The organism is Shewanella sp. Sh95 (genome assembly GCF_001308045.1).
Taxonomy (GTDB): domain Bacteria; phylum Pseudomonadota; class Gammaproteobacteria; order Enterobacterales; family Shewanellaceae; genus Shewanella; species Shewanella xiamenensis.
Map to the genome: position 1 here is coordinate 1 of NZ_LGYY01000117.1, position 18,615 is coordinate 18,615.

General features: G+C 44.3%; 17 protein-coding genes and 1 pseudogene. 8 read left to right on the plus strand and 10 right to left on the minus strand.

Annotated elements, in window-relative coordinates; translation table 11 throughout:
- Positions 1–127 precede the first annotated feature (127 nt).
- The 4 genes and pseudogenes from AEA42_RS08790 to AEA42_RS08805 form a co-directional block, all read right to left on the minus strand.
- Positions 128–1,378 (minus strand): annotated as a pseudogene (locus AEA42_RS08790) (TonB-dependent receptor plug domain-containing protein); the annotation flags it as partial.
- A gap of 426 nt (positions 1,379–1,804) precedes the next feature.
- Positions 1,805–3,529, minus strand: a complete 1,725-nt coding sequence (gene ushA / locus AEA42_RS08795) for a bifunctional UDP-sugar hydrolase/5'-nucleotidase UshA (RefSeq protein ID WP_055647540.1) — start codon at positions 3,527–3,529, stop codon at positions 1,805–1,807.
- Between the two features lie 363 nt (positions 3,530–3,892).
- The gene (locus AEA42_RS08800; RefSeq protein WP_055647541.1) at positions 3,893–4,558 is read right to left on the minus strand and encodes an alpha/beta hydrolase-fold protein; all 666 of its coding nucleotides are present in this window, start codon (positions 4,556–4,558) and stop codon (positions 3,893–3,895) included.
- Between the two features lie 52 nt (positions 4,559–4,610).
- On the minus strand, positions 4,611–4,838 hold the full coding sequence (locus tag AEA42_RS08805; protein WP_011623027.1) for a DUF3389 domain-containing protein: 228 nt from the start codon (positions 4,836–4,838) through the stop codon (positions 4,611–4,613).
- 387 nt (positions 4,839–5,225) lie between these two features.
- Here AEA42_RS08805 and AEA42_RS08810 point away from each other — a divergent pair, with 387 nt between their 5' ends.
- Entirely contained in the window at positions 5,226–7,154 is a 1,929-nt protein-coding gene (locus AEA42_RS08810) for a M1 family metallopeptidase (protein ID WP_082389626.1), read from the plus strand.
- A gap of 244 nt (positions 7,155–7,398) precedes the next feature.
- Here the strand turns inward: AEA42_RS08810 and AEA42_RS08815 are convergent, their stop codons facing one another.
- Positions 7,399–7,887: a peptidylprolyl isomerase gene (locus tag AEA42_RS08815; protein WP_037417724.1), complete on the minus strand. Its 489-nt coding sequence runs from the start codon at positions 7,885–7,887 to the stop codon at positions 7,399–7,401.
- Between the two features lie 160 nt (positions 7,888–8,047).
- Positions 8,048–9,340, minus strand: a complete 1,293-nt coding sequence (locus tag AEA42_RS08820) for a lytic murein transglycosylase (protein WP_037425298.1) — start codon at positions 9,338–9,340, stop codon at positions 8,048–8,050.
- Between the two features lie 406 nt (positions 9,341–9,746).
- On the opposite strand from AEA42_RS08820, the gene AEA42_RS08825 reads away from it, so the two are divergent.
- Together AEA42_RS08825 and AEA42_RS08830 are read left to right on the plus strand one after the other, a co-directional pair.
- Entirely contained in the window at positions 9,747–10,106 is a 360-nt protein-coding gene (locus AEA42_RS08825; protein ID WP_037425300.1) for a DUF2750 domain-containing protein, read from the plus strand.
- A gap of 51 nt (positions 10,107–10,157) precedes the next feature.
- Positions 10,158–10,799: a hypothetical protein gene (locus AEA42_RS08830; protein ID WP_055647542.1), complete on the plus strand. Its 642-nt coding sequence runs from the start codon at positions 10,158–10,160 to the stop codon at positions 10,797–10,799.
- A gap of 53 nt (positions 10,800–10,852) precedes the next feature.
- Here AEA42_RS08830 and AEA42_RS08835 read toward each other — a convergent pair whose 3' ends face one another.
- Both AEA42_RS08835 and AEA42_RS08840 read right to left on the minus strand, forming a co-directional pair.
- Positions 10,853–11,797, minus strand: a complete 945-nt coding sequence (locus tag AEA42_RS08835; RefSeq protein ID WP_055647543.1) for a chemotaxis protein CheV — start codon at positions 11,795–11,797, stop codon at positions 10,853–10,855.
- A 225-nt stretch (positions 11,798–12,022) separates the two neighbouring features.
- Positions 12,023–12,637, minus strand: coding sequence for a class I SAM-dependent methyltransferase (locus tag AEA42_RS08840; RefSeq protein WP_047536769.1), 615 nt, complete (start codon positions 12,635–12,637; stop codon positions 12,023–12,025).
- Positions 12,638–12,733: 96 nt separating this feature from the next.
- Between AEA42_RS08840 and AEA42_RS08845 the strand changes: the two genes are divergently transcribed.
- From AEA42_RS08845 to AEA42_RS08860, 5 genes are all read left to right on the plus strand, one after another.
- Positions 12,734–13,285, plus strand: coding sequence for an LON peptidase substrate-binding domain-containing protein (locus AEA42_RS08845; RefSeq protein WP_037417721.1), 552 nt, complete (start codon positions 12,734–12,736; stop codon positions 13,283–13,285).
- 122 nt (positions 13,286–13,407) lie between these two features.
- Positions 13,408–14,076, plus strand: a complete 669-nt coding sequence (locus AEA42_RS08850; protein WP_047536767.1) for a sigma-70 family RNA polymerase sigma factor — start codon at positions 13,408–13,410, stop codon at positions 14,074–14,076.
- Positions 14,069–14,761 carry a ChrR family anti-sigma-E factor gene (locus tag AEA42_RS08855; protein ID WP_055647544.1) on the plus strand — a complete coding sequence of 231 codons (693 nt, stop codon included), beginning with the start codon at positions 14,069–14,071 and terminating at the stop codon, positions 14,759–14,761. The genes AEA42_RS08850 and AEA42_RS08855 overlap by 8 nt, the downstream gene beginning before the upstream one ends.
- Positions 14,762–15,284: 523 nt before the next feature.
- Positions 15,285–15,458: a hypothetical protein gene (locus AEA42_RS22240; protein ID WP_011072074.1), complete on the plus strand. Its 174-nt coding sequence runs from the start codon at positions 15,285–15,287 to the stop codon at positions 15,456–15,458.
- Between the two features lie 270 nt (positions 15,459–15,728).
- Positions 15,729–15,989 carry a hypothetical protein gene (locus AEA42_RS08860; protein WP_037417676.1) on the plus strand — a complete coding sequence of 87 codons (261 nt, stop codon included), beginning with the start codon at positions 15,729–15,731 and terminating at the stop codon, positions 15,987–15,989.
- Positions 15,990–16,145: 156 nt separating this feature from the next.
- Here AEA42_RS08860 and AEA42_RS08865 read toward each other — a convergent pair whose 3' ends face one another.
- Both AEA42_RS08865 and prs read right to left on the minus strand, forming a co-directional pair.
- Positions 16,146–17,621: a nicotinate phosphoribosyltransferase gene (locus AEA42_RS08865; protein WP_229777911.1), complete on the minus strand. Its 1,476-nt coding sequence runs from the start codon at positions 17,619–17,621 to the stop codon at positions 16,146–16,148.
- A 7-nt stretch (positions 17,622–17,628) separates the two neighbouring features.
- The gene (gene prs / locus AEA42_RS08870) at positions 17,629–18,516 is read right to left on the minus strand and encodes a ribose-phosphate diphosphokinase (RefSeq protein WP_055647546.1); all 888 of its coding nucleotides are present in this window, start codon (positions 18,514–18,516) and stop codon (positions 17,629–17,631) included.
- Between the last annotated feature and the right edge of the window lie 99 nt (positions 18,517–18,615).

Here is an 18,615-nt window from a genome sequence, read left to right on the forward strand (position 1 = left end):
ACGAGTACCAGTTGGGAGAGGCGCCACCTCAAGTCACAGGACTCACAGTGGACCAGCAGATCATTCTCGACGTGTTAGGCGAACGGTATCGGCAAATTTATTCCTAAATCAGGTGCGGAAAGTCGGTCTCATCATTAATTAAATTGTAATTAAATGAATTCGTGGTTGAGCGGGAATGCTGTGCATTTAATTCCCAATCAATGCCATTGCCTAAATCCAGCGTACCAATAAAACCACCGAGAATATCGACATTATTGGTCTCAGTTAAGGTATCACGCTCGCCAATTTGGGCAGAGCGCATATAAAGTGTCATATCTTCCCCAACGGGGTTGAATTTATTATCAGCACTCATTACTGGATAATTTGTTGACACAGGTGTCCCTGCGTAACGCGTTTCAGTTTCAGCTAACGAGGCAGATGCACGACCGCGAAATTGAATACCGTCGGTAATTTCATAGGTAAAATTGGATAAAAAGGAATTACGGGTCTGATCACCAAATAATTTAGTCACTCTACCATAATCATATAAACAGCGGCCCTTATTATTTCCATCGGTTGTATCGACGGTATTTTCAGTTTGGTCACAAATATCTGAATTGCTATACCAACTGCCATTACCTGTGCCATATTTACCATTTGGCACAGAACTAAAACCACTGTAGGTTGCGTAACTCGGATCGTCCATATTCCAAATATCACGATCCATGACGGCTTTGGTATCATAGTATTCATAGGTTAAGGTAATATTGCCTTTATCCGTATTATAACCTGTTGCAATGGATAAACGATTAGCATCACCGCCTTCAACACTAGGCTGCTCTGTACTGTAATCTAATTGCAAGCCATCAAATTCTTTTTTGGTAATAATGTTGATCACACCCGCAACAGCATCTGAACCATAAACAGCAGAGGCGCCATCACGTAGGATTTCAATGCGCTCGACTATCGCCATTGGAATTGAGGATGTGTCTGCAACAGAGCCCGAGCTTGAGCTCGTACCAGGCATACGGCGGCCATCGAGCAACACCAGCGTAGCAGACGAGCCTAGTCCGCGAAGATTAACATTACTTGTTGAGCTAGCACCTGACCCATAACCAGAAACGCCCCGCCATGAACCAAAGCTATTGATTGCCGAGTTATTCAAAACATCAGCAACGGTTTTTTCACCCGTCATCGCAATATCAGCCGCATTAATCACAGTGACAGGAGAAACGGTTTCCATATCCACCTGTTTAATACGTGATCCAGTGACTTCAATACGTTCAACTTTGGTATTTTCTTCTGCCGCAATCGTTATTCCAGATAATAAAACACTAGCAGAACCCATAGTGATTAGACTAGCGCGCACAGCTCTAGCTGCTAACGTTAGATGATGCATATATCTCTCCTTGAGGCTTAAATGAATAAACCCGTCTTGTTGTTATTTTAGTTAATTTTCAAGTTCCCTTGACGTATCAATACTGTTAATCAAAACGAATATCGACAACAACAAATAACAACAAAAAAACAAATTGATACATACACAGCAAATAAATTTTGAGTTTAAAACGTACAAAATTCAACCCAAACATAGCGTTAAAGGTCTTTAAGCAAATTTAAGCGATTATTGATAAACTGATACAAATAGAATCAATTGAACATCTCGCGTTACGAAATATCAATCTACTCAATTTAATATACATAGTTAGCAAAATGTATCGCTTTATTTTATGGTGATTTTAGGCTGTATCTAACGGATGGAAAAATAAACGAGCAAAATAAAAATGCCACTCAAATTGAGTGGCATTTTATTAACCGCTGTAGATTACTTAGCAGTAATCTTACAACCTTCTACACTTTCAGAGTTTTCATACACAATGTCACCTACTGGATTATAATCAGCTGCAACAATGGATTGTTTCTCTTTCAGGAAGGAATAAAGTAAATCGGCGTCTACATAACCTGTCTGGATTGGGCTCGCCAGTTTAGGATAACCGTCACCACCTGCAGCGTTAAAGCTAGGTACAGTGAATTTGTAGTTTGCTGTAGCGCTGAACTCTTTACCATTGATTTCATGGACTGTTGCTTTTTTAGCCGCACAGTCGATGGTCATTTTCACGCCAGTGATCTGCGCATAACCTCCCGAACCGATTTGGATACTGCCCACTGCGCCTAAGTAAGCTGCAACTTCAGTACCCGTCATTTCGTTCAGGGTCACCATGTTGCCGAAAGGTTGAACCGTCAGCACGTCACGGTAAGTAATGTCGCCCGCTTGGATAGAAGCGCGCACACCACCTGAGTTCATTACACCAAAGTCAGCAGACACTTTACCGCTTTGTGCCATGGCTAACATGCGGCCTAAGTTGGTTTGCTTGTTACGTACGTTTGCACGTTCACCATCGAGCAGCGCATCGGTAGTCGCAATCACTTCGTCTAACTTAGCTTGGCCTTTCTCTTGATAGTAAGACAGCAGCTCTTTTAACTCAGCATCTGGCTCAATCTTAGTGCCAGCCAGTTCTGTGGTTTTCTTGCCCGCTTCGTCCAGTTTACGCATGTTAACAGGGATCAGCTTGTAGCTGGCTAAATGCAGTTCACCGTTGAAGTATTGGAAATCCGCACGGCCAACATACTTACCCCATTCGTGGGCTTGCATGATCCAAGTGCCGTTTTGTTGATCTGGCGCGCAGTCATCACCAGGTTTGAAGTCGGCATAAGACTTATTGTCAGTACCCGGTTCCATACACACTGGATTTTGTGAGTGACCACCAATCACAACTTGTAAGTCGCCTTTATTCAACGCACGTGCCATAGCGACGTCGCCTGGGGCGTTGCTACCGTTTTGGCCATCGGCATAGTGACCCATGTGAGTCGTTGCGAAGATAATATCAGCCGCTTTGGCGTCTTTAATTTCTTTGATAACTTTCGCCACTTCCACTTTAGGATCGGTGAAAATTAAATCGCTGATAAATTCTGGGTTACCGATTTTTGCAGTGTCTTCGGTGGTTAAACCAATCACAGCTACTTTAAGACCGTTAATATCGAACACTTTGTAAGGCTCGAAATAACGTTCACCTTGACCACCCTCAGCATTTTTACGGTAAATGTTCGCCGCCAGCATTGGGAATTCGGCTAAACGACGCTGCATATCTAAAACAGATAATGGGTTATCGAATTCATGGTTACCGACTGCCATTGCGTCGTAACCAATTTTGTTCATACCAGTAAAGTCAGGAATCGCATCTTGTAAATCGGATTCAGGCACACCAGTGTTAATATCACCACCAGAAAGCAACAATGTTTGACCACCTTTCTTGCTGACTTCAGCACGAATTTGATCAACCAAAGTTTTCTGAGCAGCTAAACCATATTCACCATCTTTGTTTTCCCAAAAACGGCCATGGTTATCGTTTGTATGTAATACCGTAAATGTTTTACAGGCAGCACCCGCTTCGGCGCAAGTTGTTGGAACTTTGTCATCATCACTATTACAACCTGCTAACGCAGCAAGCACGGCAGTGGCAATTAATCCTTTAATAAGCTTATTTGTCATTACATCAACCCCTTGATTTTAATTATTTTATCATAGATAGATTGTGCGAGTACCATCAACTCTCGCGTCACGCATAATATCAAAGAATAAAGATGAATTGTGTCATTTTTATTAATAAACGTGACTTTAATGTGGGATTTTTGGCGAGTTTTAATACAGTTTTGTTTCAAATAAAAAATAAGCTAATCGACTTATTTTCACTTTTCGAATTTAATGACAATTAAAAATATAATTGTAAATTTAAACGCTTTAATTTAAGTAGCTTACAGAAGTTTCGCAGACAGCCGCATTGTTCTTTATAAAAAACATCAAGCGGCAAAAAATTGTTTACCGCATGATGATTTTATAAGCATTTAGATTTAACTACATTTCAAAACGCTGTTGTAACCAAGCACTAATCGCTTTTAATTGCACTGGAATAACTGAATGTGGCATCGGATAGGTTTGCCATTGCACCGGATATCCACCGGCAATTAACGCCTCTTTTGCCAACAATCCGGCCGATAACGGAACGACATCATCCTGCTCGCCATGCTGCTGCAAAATCGGCGTGTCAGCATTGGCCACACTTAGTTGGCTTGGCAATACATCACCCGTTGGCAAATAGCAGGATAACGCCATAATACCGGCAAGTTTTTGAGGATAGCGTAATCCGGTAAAAAGACTCATCACTCCGCCTTGGCTAAACCCCGCCAGCACAATGCGCTCACTTGGAATACCTGCGGCAATCTGTTCATCAATCAGCGCCTGAACGCTTAATTCTGATGCCATCACGCCCTGCATATCCGCTCTATCATGCAAGTCCATACTTTTAATGTCATACCAAGCGCGCATAATGTAGCCACCGTTAATGGTCACCGCTTGCTCTGGTGCATGGGGGAAGATAAAGCGAATGCTATGTCCCGCAGGCAATCCTAACGCCGGAACCACAGGTGCAAACCCGGCGCCCGAGTCTCCTAAACCGTGTAACCAAATCACCGCCGTCGTCGCCTCAACTTGAGGCTCAATCACAATACGTTCAAGTGTCATACAGACAAATCCTTTATAAATCAAAAGTTATTATTCTCGCCCCGCGAGCGCTTTACAGATAATCAATGCCGAGGAGAGCTTGCAATGCGTCGAGCTGGTTTGTGTTATCTAATTTAATGCTCCAACGCACGCCGCCGCCATTGGCGATGATCATCGGCGGCTCCTGCCTAAGGCTGATGTCTTCGGCCGCGGCTTGAAGCACCACATTGGCCATGTTCAGCCGGATCTGCACTTCAAATTCAGTGGCAATCAACTTACCCTGAGAAAATTCCACTAACATAGCTATTCCGCTCTCGTGATAGTCACTGTTAAAACGCGCCATGATAGCAAAGTTATTTCGCGAAGGATGAACTTTTAAACTCGCATTAGGGTTGATGACAGAACGCTATAGGTTGAGCAAACTTAGGTTTATCCATCACCATCAAATCCATACAGCTGCAGTATTAGAGTGCGCTTACGTCAAGTCCTTATCCGCTCGGCATAGACGCTTAACCCAGCCATTTAGCAAGGCAATCCCACAGTCTAGATAAAGTTTAATTACATTTTAGTGTCAGCTAAATTGCCCCAAACCAGAGCAGTTCGAGTAAAATCCCGCATCAGCGATGCCAGCCCGCTCACGGCTAGCGCGTTTTACACCATAAAAAGAATCACAACACTGGGTGGTTATATGTTTTTATCCCGTCGTACCCTTATTAGCAGCGCACTCTTGATGCTGCTGCCATTAGTACATTATGCCAATGCTGCCAATGCCTTACCGAATACCAGCCTGGCAAGTTCCGCCACAAGCCAAATGCACTCTGTCACCGATGAGCTGACCTTTGCCAATTACCAGCAAGTGAGCATTCATCACATCGCATTGGCATTAAACGTAGATTTTGAGCTGCTACAACTTTCGGGCAACGCCATTCTCGAGCTAGATTGGCATAAAGCAGGCAAGATGCTGGTGTTAGATACCCGTGACCTGACGATTAACAGTGTCAGCATGTTAAATGCAAACGGCCAATGGCAAGCCGTGCCCTTTAGTTTAGGTGCGGCCGATAAGGTCAAAGGCGCAGCGCTCACCATCAATCTGCCTCAAGAGCGAGTCGCTAAGATCAAAGTTAATTACCATACATCCAAGAATCCATCAGGCATTCAATGGCTGACTCCAGAGCAAACCCAAGGTAAGCAATGGCCATTTATGTTTAGCCAGAGCCAAGCCATCCATGCCAGGAGCTGGATCCCGCTGCAAGATACGCCCGCAGTGCGCCAAACCTACAGCGCCACAGTCACAGCGAAGCAAGGTATTAGTGTCGTCATGAGTGCCGACCGAGAGAGTATGTCTGCAACGCAAACCCAATTCACTATGCCGCAGGCGATTCCAGCTTACTTGATTGCCATTGCTGCGGGACACCTGCAATTTGCCGCCTTAGACGACACCTCAGGCATTTGGGCCGAGCCCGAAATGCTTGCCAAGGCCAGCAAAGAATTTGCCGATACGCCGGAGATGATCGCCATCGCCGCCAAACGTTACGGCGATTACCGCTGGGGTCGATACGATTTACTGATCCTTCCGCCGAGTTTTCCCTTCGGCGGGATGGAAAATCCGCGATTATCCTTTATTACCCCCACAGTCATCGCGGGAGATAAAAGCCTAGTGAGTTTAATTGCCCACGAGTTGGCCCACTCTTGGTCGGGCAATTTAGTCACTAACGCCACCTGGCGCGATCTCTGGCTCAACGAAGGTTTTACCACTTATGTGGAAAACCGCATTATGGAAGATCTCTATGGCCGCGACCGTGCATTGATGGAGCAAACCATTGGTTACTCTGAACTATTGGCAGAATTAACCGAGTTACCCGCAGGCGACACCGTACTGCATATTGACTTAGGTGAGCGCGATCCCGACGATGCCTTTAGCGGCGTGCCCTATGTCAAAGGACAATTATTCCTGCGTTTCCTTGAGCAAAAGTTCGGCCGTGAACGCTTCGATAACTTTGTAAAAAGTTACTTTGATCACTTTGCGTTTCAAAGCATTACCACGGAGCAGTTCCGCAATTACCTCACGCAGCAGTTATTGCAAAAATATCCCAATATCGTCAGCGAGTCCGAAGTGGATACTTGGGTTGAGGGACAAGGTTTACCTAGCTTTTTAGTGCCCCCCAACTCACACGCCTTCGATGATATCGATGCCCAGCGCCAAGCATGGTTAGAAGGCAAGCGTGCCGCCAGCGCCCTAAACACTCAGGGCTGGACTGTGCATCAATGGCTACGCTTTATTAATGAAATGCCAAGACTAAATCTCACTGAGCAACAATTAGCCGAGTTAGATAAGGCCTTTCATTTAACTGGCACCCACAATAATGAAATCGCCTTTGCTTGGTATGCCCTCGCCCTCGATAACGGATACTACAGCGTGTTACCCGCATTAAAACAGCACTTAACTGAGATCGGCAGGCGCAGGCTGATTGTGCCCTTGTACCAAAAACTGGCGAGCAGCGAGCACTATGACTGGGCTAAAGCCGTCTACCTTGCGGCGCGCAGCGGCTACCATCCACAGACTCAAGCCAGTTTAGATATGATGTTTAGCGATACCCCGATTGAACACGAGCATTAACCGCAAGTGAAGATTGATCTGGAGTGTGAAAACTAAGAATTAAGTCAATTCATCGCAGTAAGCGTGGTAAAGAGCGGTTTGAGGTGAATTTACCGTCACGAAATGAGGTTAAAGCAGAATTCAAATAATAACCCAACAAAAAAGCCCAAACTTAGGTTTGGGCTTTGCTTTATCATCGGCAGGTGATTGTATCGCAGCACTTAAAATGCGCTAGCAGCGCTATCAAACATCACATTCTGGCCGATTAGTGGTGATGACCACCGACACCGTGGGCATGACCGTGGGCGATTTCTTCATCGGTCGCATCACGGGCGCCAACCACTTCGATATCGAAGGTTAAGTCACGGCCCGCTAATGGATGGTTAACATCCACGGTCGCCATAAATTTACCGACTTTTACGATTGTCACTTGGCGTTGACCGTGGTCAGTATGAACTACCGCCGTCATACCTGGCTTCCACACGCTAGCGCCTAACAGGTGCTTTACCGATACACGTTGCTGCGCCGCTTCACCTTCAATACGTTGACCATAGGTTTCAGCGCATGGCAGCGTCACTGTGAACTTTTCACCGACCGCTTTACCATTAATCGCATTCTCAACACCAGGCATCATGTTGTCATGACCGTGTAAATAAGCGATAGGCTCGCGACCTTCGTTCGTCTCGATCACTTCGCCTTTTTCGTCGCGCAGGGTGTAATTAAACTGCACAACCATATCGTCTTTAATGTTCATCGAATATCCTTTGACTTGCTTCGATTTCAAATGTCGGCCGAGCTTAACAAAACTGGCCTTTGCACTCCACTGTTTTATCCCTACAAAACCACTGCGCCAATGGAGCGCAGTGGTTGCTTCAAGCATTGTCTGCGGGCGATGACCTATAACGAGGCGTCTATCAGAGTGAAATACCTAGGGCAGTAAAGACTTCAGGACTTGGGAAACCATCGGCAATCATATTATTACTGCGTTGGAATGCTTGGATCCCCGCAGTCGAATTGCGGCCTAACACACCATCAGGTTTACCAACATCAAAGCCGGATTCATTCAGTTTGGTTTGTAACTGTTTGATTTGCTCACGACTCAAACGTGGCTGCTCGGGCGGCGCGACTTTTAATGGTTCGCCGCCATTAATTCTATCAGCCAAATGGCCCACGGTAATGGCGTAAAACTCCGAGCGATTCCAACGCATAATCACATTGAAGTTTTCATAGCCTAAAAACGCAGGTCCAGTGTGACCTGAAGGCAAATATAGCGCGGCCTTCATATCAATAGCGGGCAAAGACAATCCATTCGTTTGCCGCACAGATTGCGCAGCCCATTGTGACAGAGGCTGCGCCTCTTTAGCCCCAAGATGTTGGTAGCTAAAATTGTTTGGCAATAATACTTCGCGGCCCCAACGCTCGTTACGCTGCCAGCCTAAGTGTTGTAGAAAGTTAGCCGCTGATGTGAGGGCATCCTCTGTGCTATTCCACAGATCCGCTTTACCGTCTCCATCGCCATCGATGGCATATTTAGCATAAGCCGAGGGCATAAATTGAGTATGCCCCATGGCGCCTGCCCAAGAGCCCACCATAGTGCTCTTATCAAAGCCATATTTTTCTTTAAGCTTAAGCGCTTGCATCAGCTCAGTCGTAAAATAATCACTTCGACGAGGCTCACAGGCTAAGGTTGCAAGGGAATCTAAGACGGACATTTTGCCTTTATAAGAACCATAGTTGGTCTCTAGTCCCCAAAAAGACAGAATGTATTGTGGCTGTACGCCGTATTGCTGCGCGAGTTTATCAAGCAATACTCGGTGTTTTTTCAGTAGACGTCGACCTTCATTAACTCGCCAATCCGTTGCCCGTTTGGTGAAATAATTCGTGAAGGTTTGACTAAATTCAGGCTGAGCTTGATCAAGCTCAATCACCTTAGGTACAAACTGTAGGCTTGCCACTGTATTGTTAATCGTCTCTTCAGATAGACCTTCACGTTGCGCGCGCGCCTGAAGGTTTGCAACACACGTAGGAAAGGCGGCCGCATGGCTGGCGATAATCTCGTTCAATTGCACGGCTTGGGCCTGTTCGATAGCAATTTGACTATTATTGTCAGACGTAGCATTAGCGGTAGGCGCGCTAGAACAAGCACTTAAGCTAACACAGGCCGTGATGCTCGCTGCAAGATAGTACATGCCTTTTGCTTTCATCAAATCAATTACTCCTCAATTCAGTGCTAAGGTATGCCTTAGCTGAGCAAGACACGAGTTGGGATCGACTCATGCCAAGAGAGATACGATTTTTAGCCACAAAGCAGTTGCTGGCTTAATTCAAGGATAAACGAGAATGAACAACGGCTAAAAATCCACAAAGGTATTTTCTCCCCCACTGGAAATCCTCCAGATGCGCGTAATTCCGGTTAACCCGATTTACGCCTCTAGAGCGCACATCCTGACCGATAGCGCCCGTCAACACAATGCTCATCACCATAAATACACGGATAAATTCGCTTATTGCTCAGTTAAACAACAGCGAAAAAATCTTAACAAAGAATCCCTTGGTCTATCTAGCCGTTGCCGTATAATGGGTGAGTTAATAGCAACTTCAAAGAGACCTATCATGACTGAAATCAACGCGGCTTTAGCTGGCTTTATCGAAAACGTAAAAGAGCATCAAACACTGTGGGGTTTGATGGATGAAACAGGCGAAGGCTGGGTGGTTTGTGACTCAGGCGAGTTCGAAGACACTGATGTAATGCCTTTGTGGTCAAGCGAAGCGCAGGCAAAATCCCACTGCACCGAAGAATGGAAAGACTACCAAGCCGTTGCGATTAGCCTTGAAGAATTTCTTGAATACTGGGTATTCGATTTAAATGATGATGGCGTGCTCATTGGCGTTGATTGGCAAAGCGATGAAGAATGTTTAGAACTCGATCCTATCGTACTTGCCAAAAATTTAGTTGATGTTGAAGAAGCTTAATTTTCTCAGCGTCATGCTTAACACATCAAGGCCAGAGGAACTCAGGCCTTGATGTTGCCTATTACTTGTATCGATATTCCCTTCGATAAGCGCCACCTTTGCTGGTTTTGTGGTGAACCTTGTAAAGATTTTTTTGAATATCATGCAACGCCGCATGCGCCCCATCCTTCCCTTGCCGTACCTTGCTGCAGCGAATGCTTAAAACTGGCGAAACAACATCCCTTAACCTCAATTTGGGACTGCCGAATGGCGGTTAAAGATGCCTTAATGACCCTTTACGCTAAACATTTAGCCATTGGCATTAATTGGACAGAAGCGGAACTCGCCGAGTCTGAGTTTTCCTGCAAAGTGTTTGAAGGCTTTAAAAAAAGTGCTTGGATGATGTATCAAATTGCCCGCGACAGGATCAACTTTCCCGGATGGCCCATTCTGCTTGAAGGCGTTGACCTCGAATGTCAACAAGACAGTACTCAGTTTGAGTTCGATGGCGTAAGCTATTCATCATTGCCTGCTGCCATTCACTACTACAGCAAACAATTTTGCTTAGATTCAGCCTTTTTTGCAGAATTACTTAGGCTCGTTGGTAAACATCGATTTAGCTACGCACTCAGGCTTGCACGTATCCACATTGCCGCGGCGAAAGAAATGAAGCGCCAAGTGTTAGCCGATGTCAAAGCAGAATTAAGCGAGTAGCCACCCAAACTAAAACCTTATGTTTCTAAAGGCAGCCACTCGTTTAGATGAAGTTATTTACCGAGAACTTGTTTTAACCTGTCCTGTACGACTTCGACCAGTAAATCAGGTTGGAATTTAGAAATAAAACGATCACAGCCCACCTTCTCCACCATCGCATTGTTAAAGCTACCACTCAGCGAAGTATTTAGCGTGATAAATAAGTCCGCCATAGCCTTATCATTACGGACTTCATAGGTCAGTTTGTAACCATCCATTTCAGGCATTTCGGCATCGGTGATCATCATGAGCAGTTCTTTGGCGACATTCTTACCTTCATTGCGCCATTTTTGCAGTAAATGTAACGCCTGCAACCCATCGGAGGCTTCGATAATTTCAATACCCAATTGGCCAAGCGTTTCACGCACTTGCCGCCTTGCAGTCGATGAATCGTCTACAATCAATATTTTCCGGCCGGGCATTTTGTCTAACAAGCTCTCATCTAACACACCTTCAGATAGGCTAATATCGTAATGGACAATTTCAGCCAGCACCTTCTCCACATCGATAATTGAAACCAATTGCGATTGGCCTTGATACTCGATTCGGGTGATTGCGGTAAGATAATTATTCCGACCCGCCGTTTTCGGCGGCGGCATAATATCACTCCACGTCATATTGATAATATGCTCGACTTTACCGACTAAAAATCCCTGCACACTGCGGTTATATTCAGTGATGATCATATTGGCATTATCATCTGGCGGCACAGGTTTGAAACCAATGGCCGAACGCAAATCAATCACCGGAATAGACATCCCCCGAATATTAGCTACACCAGAAATATGCGGATGGCTCCCAGGCATAGCGTTAAGGTGTGGTAGTTTAACGACTTCTTTAACTTTAAAGACGTTAATCGCAAATAGCTGCATCGAATTAATGCGAAACAGCAGCAGTTCAAGCCGATTTTCACCGACGAGATTGGTGCGTTGATCTACCGTTGCCAAGACATTTGCCATAATGCGACTTCTCTACTCTGGGGAGGAAGAACTTCCCTCAGCTGCTAAGGATTAAGCTAAATTATAGCGGCAAACTCGCAATGAGAACCATGTGATATGTCGATTTTATCTAAAAATTACAATCACTCTGATGCGAAAACGGCTCATTTCTCGGGTAAGCAGTTTACAGAACAAACAATCAACCCATGCTCAATTCAATATTCAGCGATATAAAGACCTTAAGGTTTAAGAAAAAACCTTTTGAGCCAGCACCATACCGCTCAAATTAAACAGATTCCTGTCACATACAATCTTAAACCCCGCTTGGCGAAGCATATGCAATAATTGCTGATGGTCAAATCGATTCTGCTGCGGATGCTCAAACAACCGGCGACTCAGTGGATTACAAATCGCGGCACGGTAAAGATCTTCTATCACAAAATACCCGTTCGGCTTTAATACCCTGGCAACCTCAACAATCGCGGATTGCCAGTCAGGAATATGGTGGAACACCGCAAAATTAAACACGATGTCAAACTGTGCATCCTTAAAAGGTAATGCGGTTGCATCGGCAACACTAAAGTCGAGCTGTTCGAGCCCATGGGCTGAAGACCTCCAGCGGGCCTTAGCTGCACTCACCATCTCAGGGTCGAGATCCACCGCGGTAACATGCTCGGCACCAAAATGCTCACGGATCAAATGAATACCATTGCCAAAACCACAACCAATTTCGAGCGCCTGTTGAATATACACAAGCGGTTTAGGCATCATTGAGGTCAATAATGGTGCTTCAATATGGTTTTGCAACCAAAAACGCAGCGGATGCTGAACCAGCTTTTTCTCGAATGGATTTAACTTCATCATATCCCCTTAAATGAGTAGGCTGTTGCTTGAAACACTGATCAAATTCTGATGATGGTACGTAATGATAGAAACTTAAGTTCACCCGAGGCCACTATGAAATTACCTCTTTTTCCATTACCCATCTGTTTATTACCTGAGGGATATACTCAATTACGAATTTTTGAACCTCGATATAAACGTTTGGTGGCTGAATCACTTAAATCAGGCGATGGTTTTGGCCTGTGTATGACCTCAGAGGAAAATAGCACGCTTTATCCAATTGGTACTCTAGTGCATATCATTGACTTTGAGACCTTACCTGATGGCATGTTAGGTGTCAGCATTGAAGGGAAACAACGATTTACTCTCGGCGACATCAATGTGGAGTCCGATGGTTTAAAGCGCGCGCAAATCAGTCTAATCGATAACTGGCCAGCAGCACAGATTCAAAAAAATGAGCGTTATCTCAGTGATATGTTGCAAAATATTCTGAAAGAGTACCCAAAGCACCTACAACAATATCAAGCGGCACAATTTGATGATATTGCATGGGTTTGCCAACGCTGGCTTGAAATTTTACCCATACGTTCAGCGGAAAAGTACACCTGCATTAATGCGCTCGACCACCAGCTCACACTGGATTTACTAAGAACCGTTATAAAATAATTTTCAGTGATCCAATTTCTAGGGCGCTGCGTATTGGTCTGCATGCTTATCGAACATTGACAGCGAAGCAGGATTTGAAGCCATGTTCGAACGGGATTGAACCTTAAATGAAGAGCTCAATAATGGAAAATTTTCAATCACATTCAGCGCAAAATCGCTATGATAGGCAGTTATCGCCACCTATCGAAATAGCTATGGAAAACGATAACCATAATTTGATTGCCGATGAGCATAAAACGGATGCAGATCCCTTAGTAAGCGCCATCATCAAAGTTGCTAATCAACGGGACAAAGCGGCATTTGGCTATTTGTTCAGTCACTTTATGCCCAAAATTCGGGCATTTGGTCTGCAACGATTAAATCAACAAGGCCTCGCCATGGATTTAGTTCAAGAAACGATGACCATCGTTTGGACTAAATCTCATTTATACAATGCAGATAAAGGTTCTGTCGCAACGTGGGTATTTACCATTATGCGTAACCAATGCTTCGATATGCTTAGACGGGTGCAGCACAACCGTGAAGATGCATTTGGCGATGATATCTGGCCACTGTATGACGCTGCGGTTAGCCAAGATAACAACCCTGACCATAAATTGACCGCCAAGTTACTCGCTCATTTAGATGCCCTGCCCCTTGCTCAACGTCAAGTCGTACAAGGCATTTATATGCAAGAACTCACCCAACAAGAATTGGCTGATGCCTTAAAAGTCCCCATTGGCACCATTAAATCGCGACTCAGATTGGGGTTAGAAAAGCTTAAAAGCTTTTTGGAGACACAACATGATTAAACATCACCCCCATGCAGAATTACTTCAGGCCCATGCACAAGGTCAGCTCCCTTTGTCGATGTCTATCGCTGTTGCTGCACATTGTGCCTTATGTCAAGAATGCCAAACTCAAGTAGCTAAATTGACTGAAGAAGCGGCCAAACTCGCTTTTGTTTCCCCCAGTGATAATGCGGTTCAACACAACGCGTCAAATGAGATTGATGTCGTCGATAACGATCCCTGGCAACAAATGTTATCGAACATTATGGCGCTTCCCGAAAGTACTATGCATGAACCTTACATAGAATCTTCAGTGAGTGTTAACCATAAAAATATCCGCTACGAACTGCCTAGGGTGTTTCGGCAACATATTGCACAGCCATGGCAACAAATTGGTAAAGTCAGTCGGATGCGATTCGACCTAGATGAAAAAAATACTCGCGCCAGTTTATTGCATATTGAAGCGCTAGGTGAAATCCCACAGCATACCCATAAAGGGATTGAGTTGACGTTATTATTGGCGGGCGAATTTTCGGACTCATCAGGTAATTATGTTCCTGGCGACTTTATTATCTTAGATGGTAATGCACAGCATTCTCCCACAACTCAAACGGGATGTTTATGTTACACAGTGTTGGACGCACCGCTCTATTTCACTAAGGGATTAAGCAAATTATTAAACCCTATTGGTGAGCTGATTTACTAAAGTCAGTTACGCATCAAATAGTGAAAAATAGCTAAAAATCTAACCCGCAAAATAGCAACAAAAGAAACAATATAAAAACATTACTCGCTGAGCAAAAATTACACTTGCCAGCGGGTAATATACTGTTATACTGCACCGCGTTTTGAGAAGTATCTTGTTGTTACCCTTTTTATATCAGTTTGACTTGTATCAAACTTGATCCTCACAAAGAAAGCCTACTACAAGTAAGTCCTGCAAAAATAATGGGTTAATGATTTTCAACATTAACTCAAAAAAATGAACTCTTTAATTCGGCCAATGTCATAGTACTGTCACTTGACTATGTTTAACTGGTCTAATTGGGATATTCCATTGACACAATCGCTGATTTGCATTAGTTATCAATACAGCATCTCTTGATTAATCATGGTGGAATGGGTAACCTCAAGACTCATTAGTATCATCTTTCGCAATTATGCTAAGGATATTTTATCGTTATTACTTGCTCACCTAAGGGTGAATTTAATTAAAAGGAGTGTGGCCTATGTCATACAAAATTAACGGACATGAAATCACAGTGAACTTCCCTGTAGATTCAATTTCAGTCAACAAAACTTCAATTGCTTTTACCGATAGACAAGGTAAAAACAGACAGACGTTTTCAAAACGTACCGAAGCCTTAAACTTTATGAAATGGCTTTTGTCGTCAAATAAATAAGTCTGAATTAAGTACTCATCGAGTACACATAATGGCATGTTGGTTTATTCGGTCCCATTTTCCTCGCCATACCGAAATCAACTCGCCTTTATCGATAGCCAAATATCACGATTTGCTATCCCTTCACGTCGATATGACGAACTCGTTTGGTTCAGCCAGTATCTAGCTCACATGGATACACGCTGAACCAAATGTGTATTAATCTAGATCAATTCTATCAATTTTCGCTTCTGCTAATATGTTCACACTTTCTGACTGTGAAGTATTTTTATGTCAAAACCGAATACCAAAACCGCTATGCAACAGCTTATCGCACAAATCCAGCAAACAATTCCGCTGAATTTAGATGAAGCACAAATGTGCCAAGGCGAATGTTTAGGTTGTTCGAAAAAAATGCTTGAAATGCTCGATGCAGAAATCAGCTATTGGCAATATTCCGATGCGGTACCCAGCCTAAAAGATTTAAAAAACCTCGAAAACATTGGCCGTCGCACCTATAAAATTCTTAAACGAAACCAGCTAGTCTCTTAGCCTTTTGTTCTCACCGTTTTATTATGTGACTAGCGCATTTAGCAATAACAGCCGTCATGACAGCCAGTATGATTTAAGTTGACTGGCAAGCGTATTCACATAAAAACCGCATTGCCAGCCAATTTTCTCTCTCACTGTCGATAGGGATTTACATTGTTAACAACGAGATGCTGCCAATCTTGCGCGAATATCTGCCAAAGAATATTCAGTTAATAATTCACCATCGGCAAATACGGGGACAAACTCGCAATGGTTAACATCTTGCCAGCTTGCTTGATCTTTAAGATAAAATTGACCTTGCTCATCTTTAAATACTGCAACCAATCCCTTAGCGGATTTTTTAGTGCCATCATCGGTTTTAGGATCTTTAAATATTTCTCTGTCTTTGCCATCCACTTTCGCAAAGGTTGCTTTCACCGCGTACCCGTCAGTATCTCGGGTCACGTGTTGATAGGTAAAACTGCCAATACCAAACACAATATTAGTTGATGCAAAACCTTTGGCCTTCAAACCGGCGCAAATGGCTTCTGCCCGTTCAATGGTGATTGAGTCGCCATAAATCAGTCCGACATGGCTATCGAGTAATTTGTAACCTTTGGCAGTTGTGCTGCCCCCAAAGACATCCCACAAACACTCGATAGCGCCTTTATACTCAGGACTCCCCACAGCTGCTTGTGGATCGCCACAAATGATCTTCACCGGACAACCCGTATCAGGCCTAAACACCACTTTGCCCTCACGGGCAAGAATGCGGTCTTTTAAGGCAACGGTGAACTCTGTCATCACCTGCCAAAAATCCCAAGAATCAGAAACGATACTGACAATGCCGCTAGGATAAATATCTTCAATCAGACGGCGGAACGTCTCTAATTCATTCTCCATACCACCCGCACACATCACACTGTGCTCCGTTGCGGCCACACTGCCGCCAACGAGTTCCTTATCACTGTCTGCAAGATAATATTGTTCAAGAAAATCAATCGCGGGAATGGTATCTGTGCCCGTAAAACTGAGTAGATGGGCGGCGCCGCTCATTACCGCAGCCTCTGCACCATACATGCCGCGGAAACTAAAATCATGGCCCTGCCAATCAACAAATGCGATGTCACCATCGGTTTCTAGCGCGTAAGTCTCAAATATTTTGCGGTATTGCAGCGCGGTAGTGGCGCTAGTACACATTCCCCACACATTGGCAGAAAGCATCGTTTCGAGATAATTGGTCAACCAAAAGAACCGCTCATCGGTATTGTACAAAACCAGGCAAGGCACTTTTAAGGGATACACTGAGCCTTCAGGCAATGCCATGATTTTAATGGGTAAATAGCCTAAATCATGTAACGCCTCAATATGCTGAGTGCCCACATTATTTGGTCCAAGATAGTTATTAATGCGGCGGGAGAATTGGCGAATCACTTGCTCTTTGGGCTGTTGAAAGAAATCACGGTTCCAACTGTCGATTAAGTAATGCTTGATAAAATATTGCAGACCAAAAAATACCATCTGCTCAGTATAACCACGACGGGATTTACGGGCGGTCAAGTTACTAAAAATCACTTGAGTATTATCAGGATATTGACGACGGTGGTCGACTTTGTAGCCATCAATGGCGGTAACGGGATTCAAGTACATCATATTTCCCTTAATGATTCATAAAACGCAAAACAGCGTGGCAATGACAGAACTCGCTCGAAATATGTGTAGGGACACCTAAACTATCAGTACAAAATAATCTGTCTATGCCCGCATCACGCAGAGCCGATTCGCTGGCCTTATCTTCATAATGTGACACGATCAAAATGACGCTTTGGGCCCCTTTTTGCTTTAACTTGATGGCAAGTTCGATAAAGGTTCTGCCACCAGCACAAATATCATCGACGATTAAGCAGGTTTTACCCGATAAATCATCACAGAACACTTCAGTAGCGATAATATGGCCATTGACCACATCGCGATGTTTATCGGCCCTGATCACCGGCATTCCCTGTAACGCCTTAGCTAAGCCGAATACTTTCTTATTCGCCCCCGCATCAGGCGAAACTAACACTAGATCACCGGTCAATTGAGCTGTAATCGCGGCGACAAAGCTGTGGTTGTCAATAACTTGCACTCGGTCTAATAATGCCGCGGTGACATCGCTGTGCGGGTCAAAAACGCTGACTGAAGCATATTGCTGCTGATTAATCAGGCTGGCATAGACTTTTACCGATAAGGCCTCGCCCACATTACAGACTCTATCTTGGCGGGCGCCTGGCATATAAGGCAGTAACAGATCGATCTGCTCTGCACCGCTGCGGCGTAATGCATCAGTTAACAATAAGAGTTGCATGATGGATTGATCGCCACGATAACCGAAAAAAACTGTGACGCGTTTCGCTGGAGGAACCCGCAGTTGAACATGATTCTCCCCCGCACCAAATTGAAATAAACGGAAATTAGCCTCATCGCTAGCGGCTGGAAGTCGATAAAAATCAGCTTGCTGATGTGGTGAGTTAACTGTGCCTTGATGCATTTGAATACCTAGAGACATATTCACCTCCTGTCTGTGCAAGATCGCTGTGATATACAGCAATCTTGTTGTCTGCAAGAAATAGTGTCTTATAGACACTATTATGTAAAGTTGATTTTT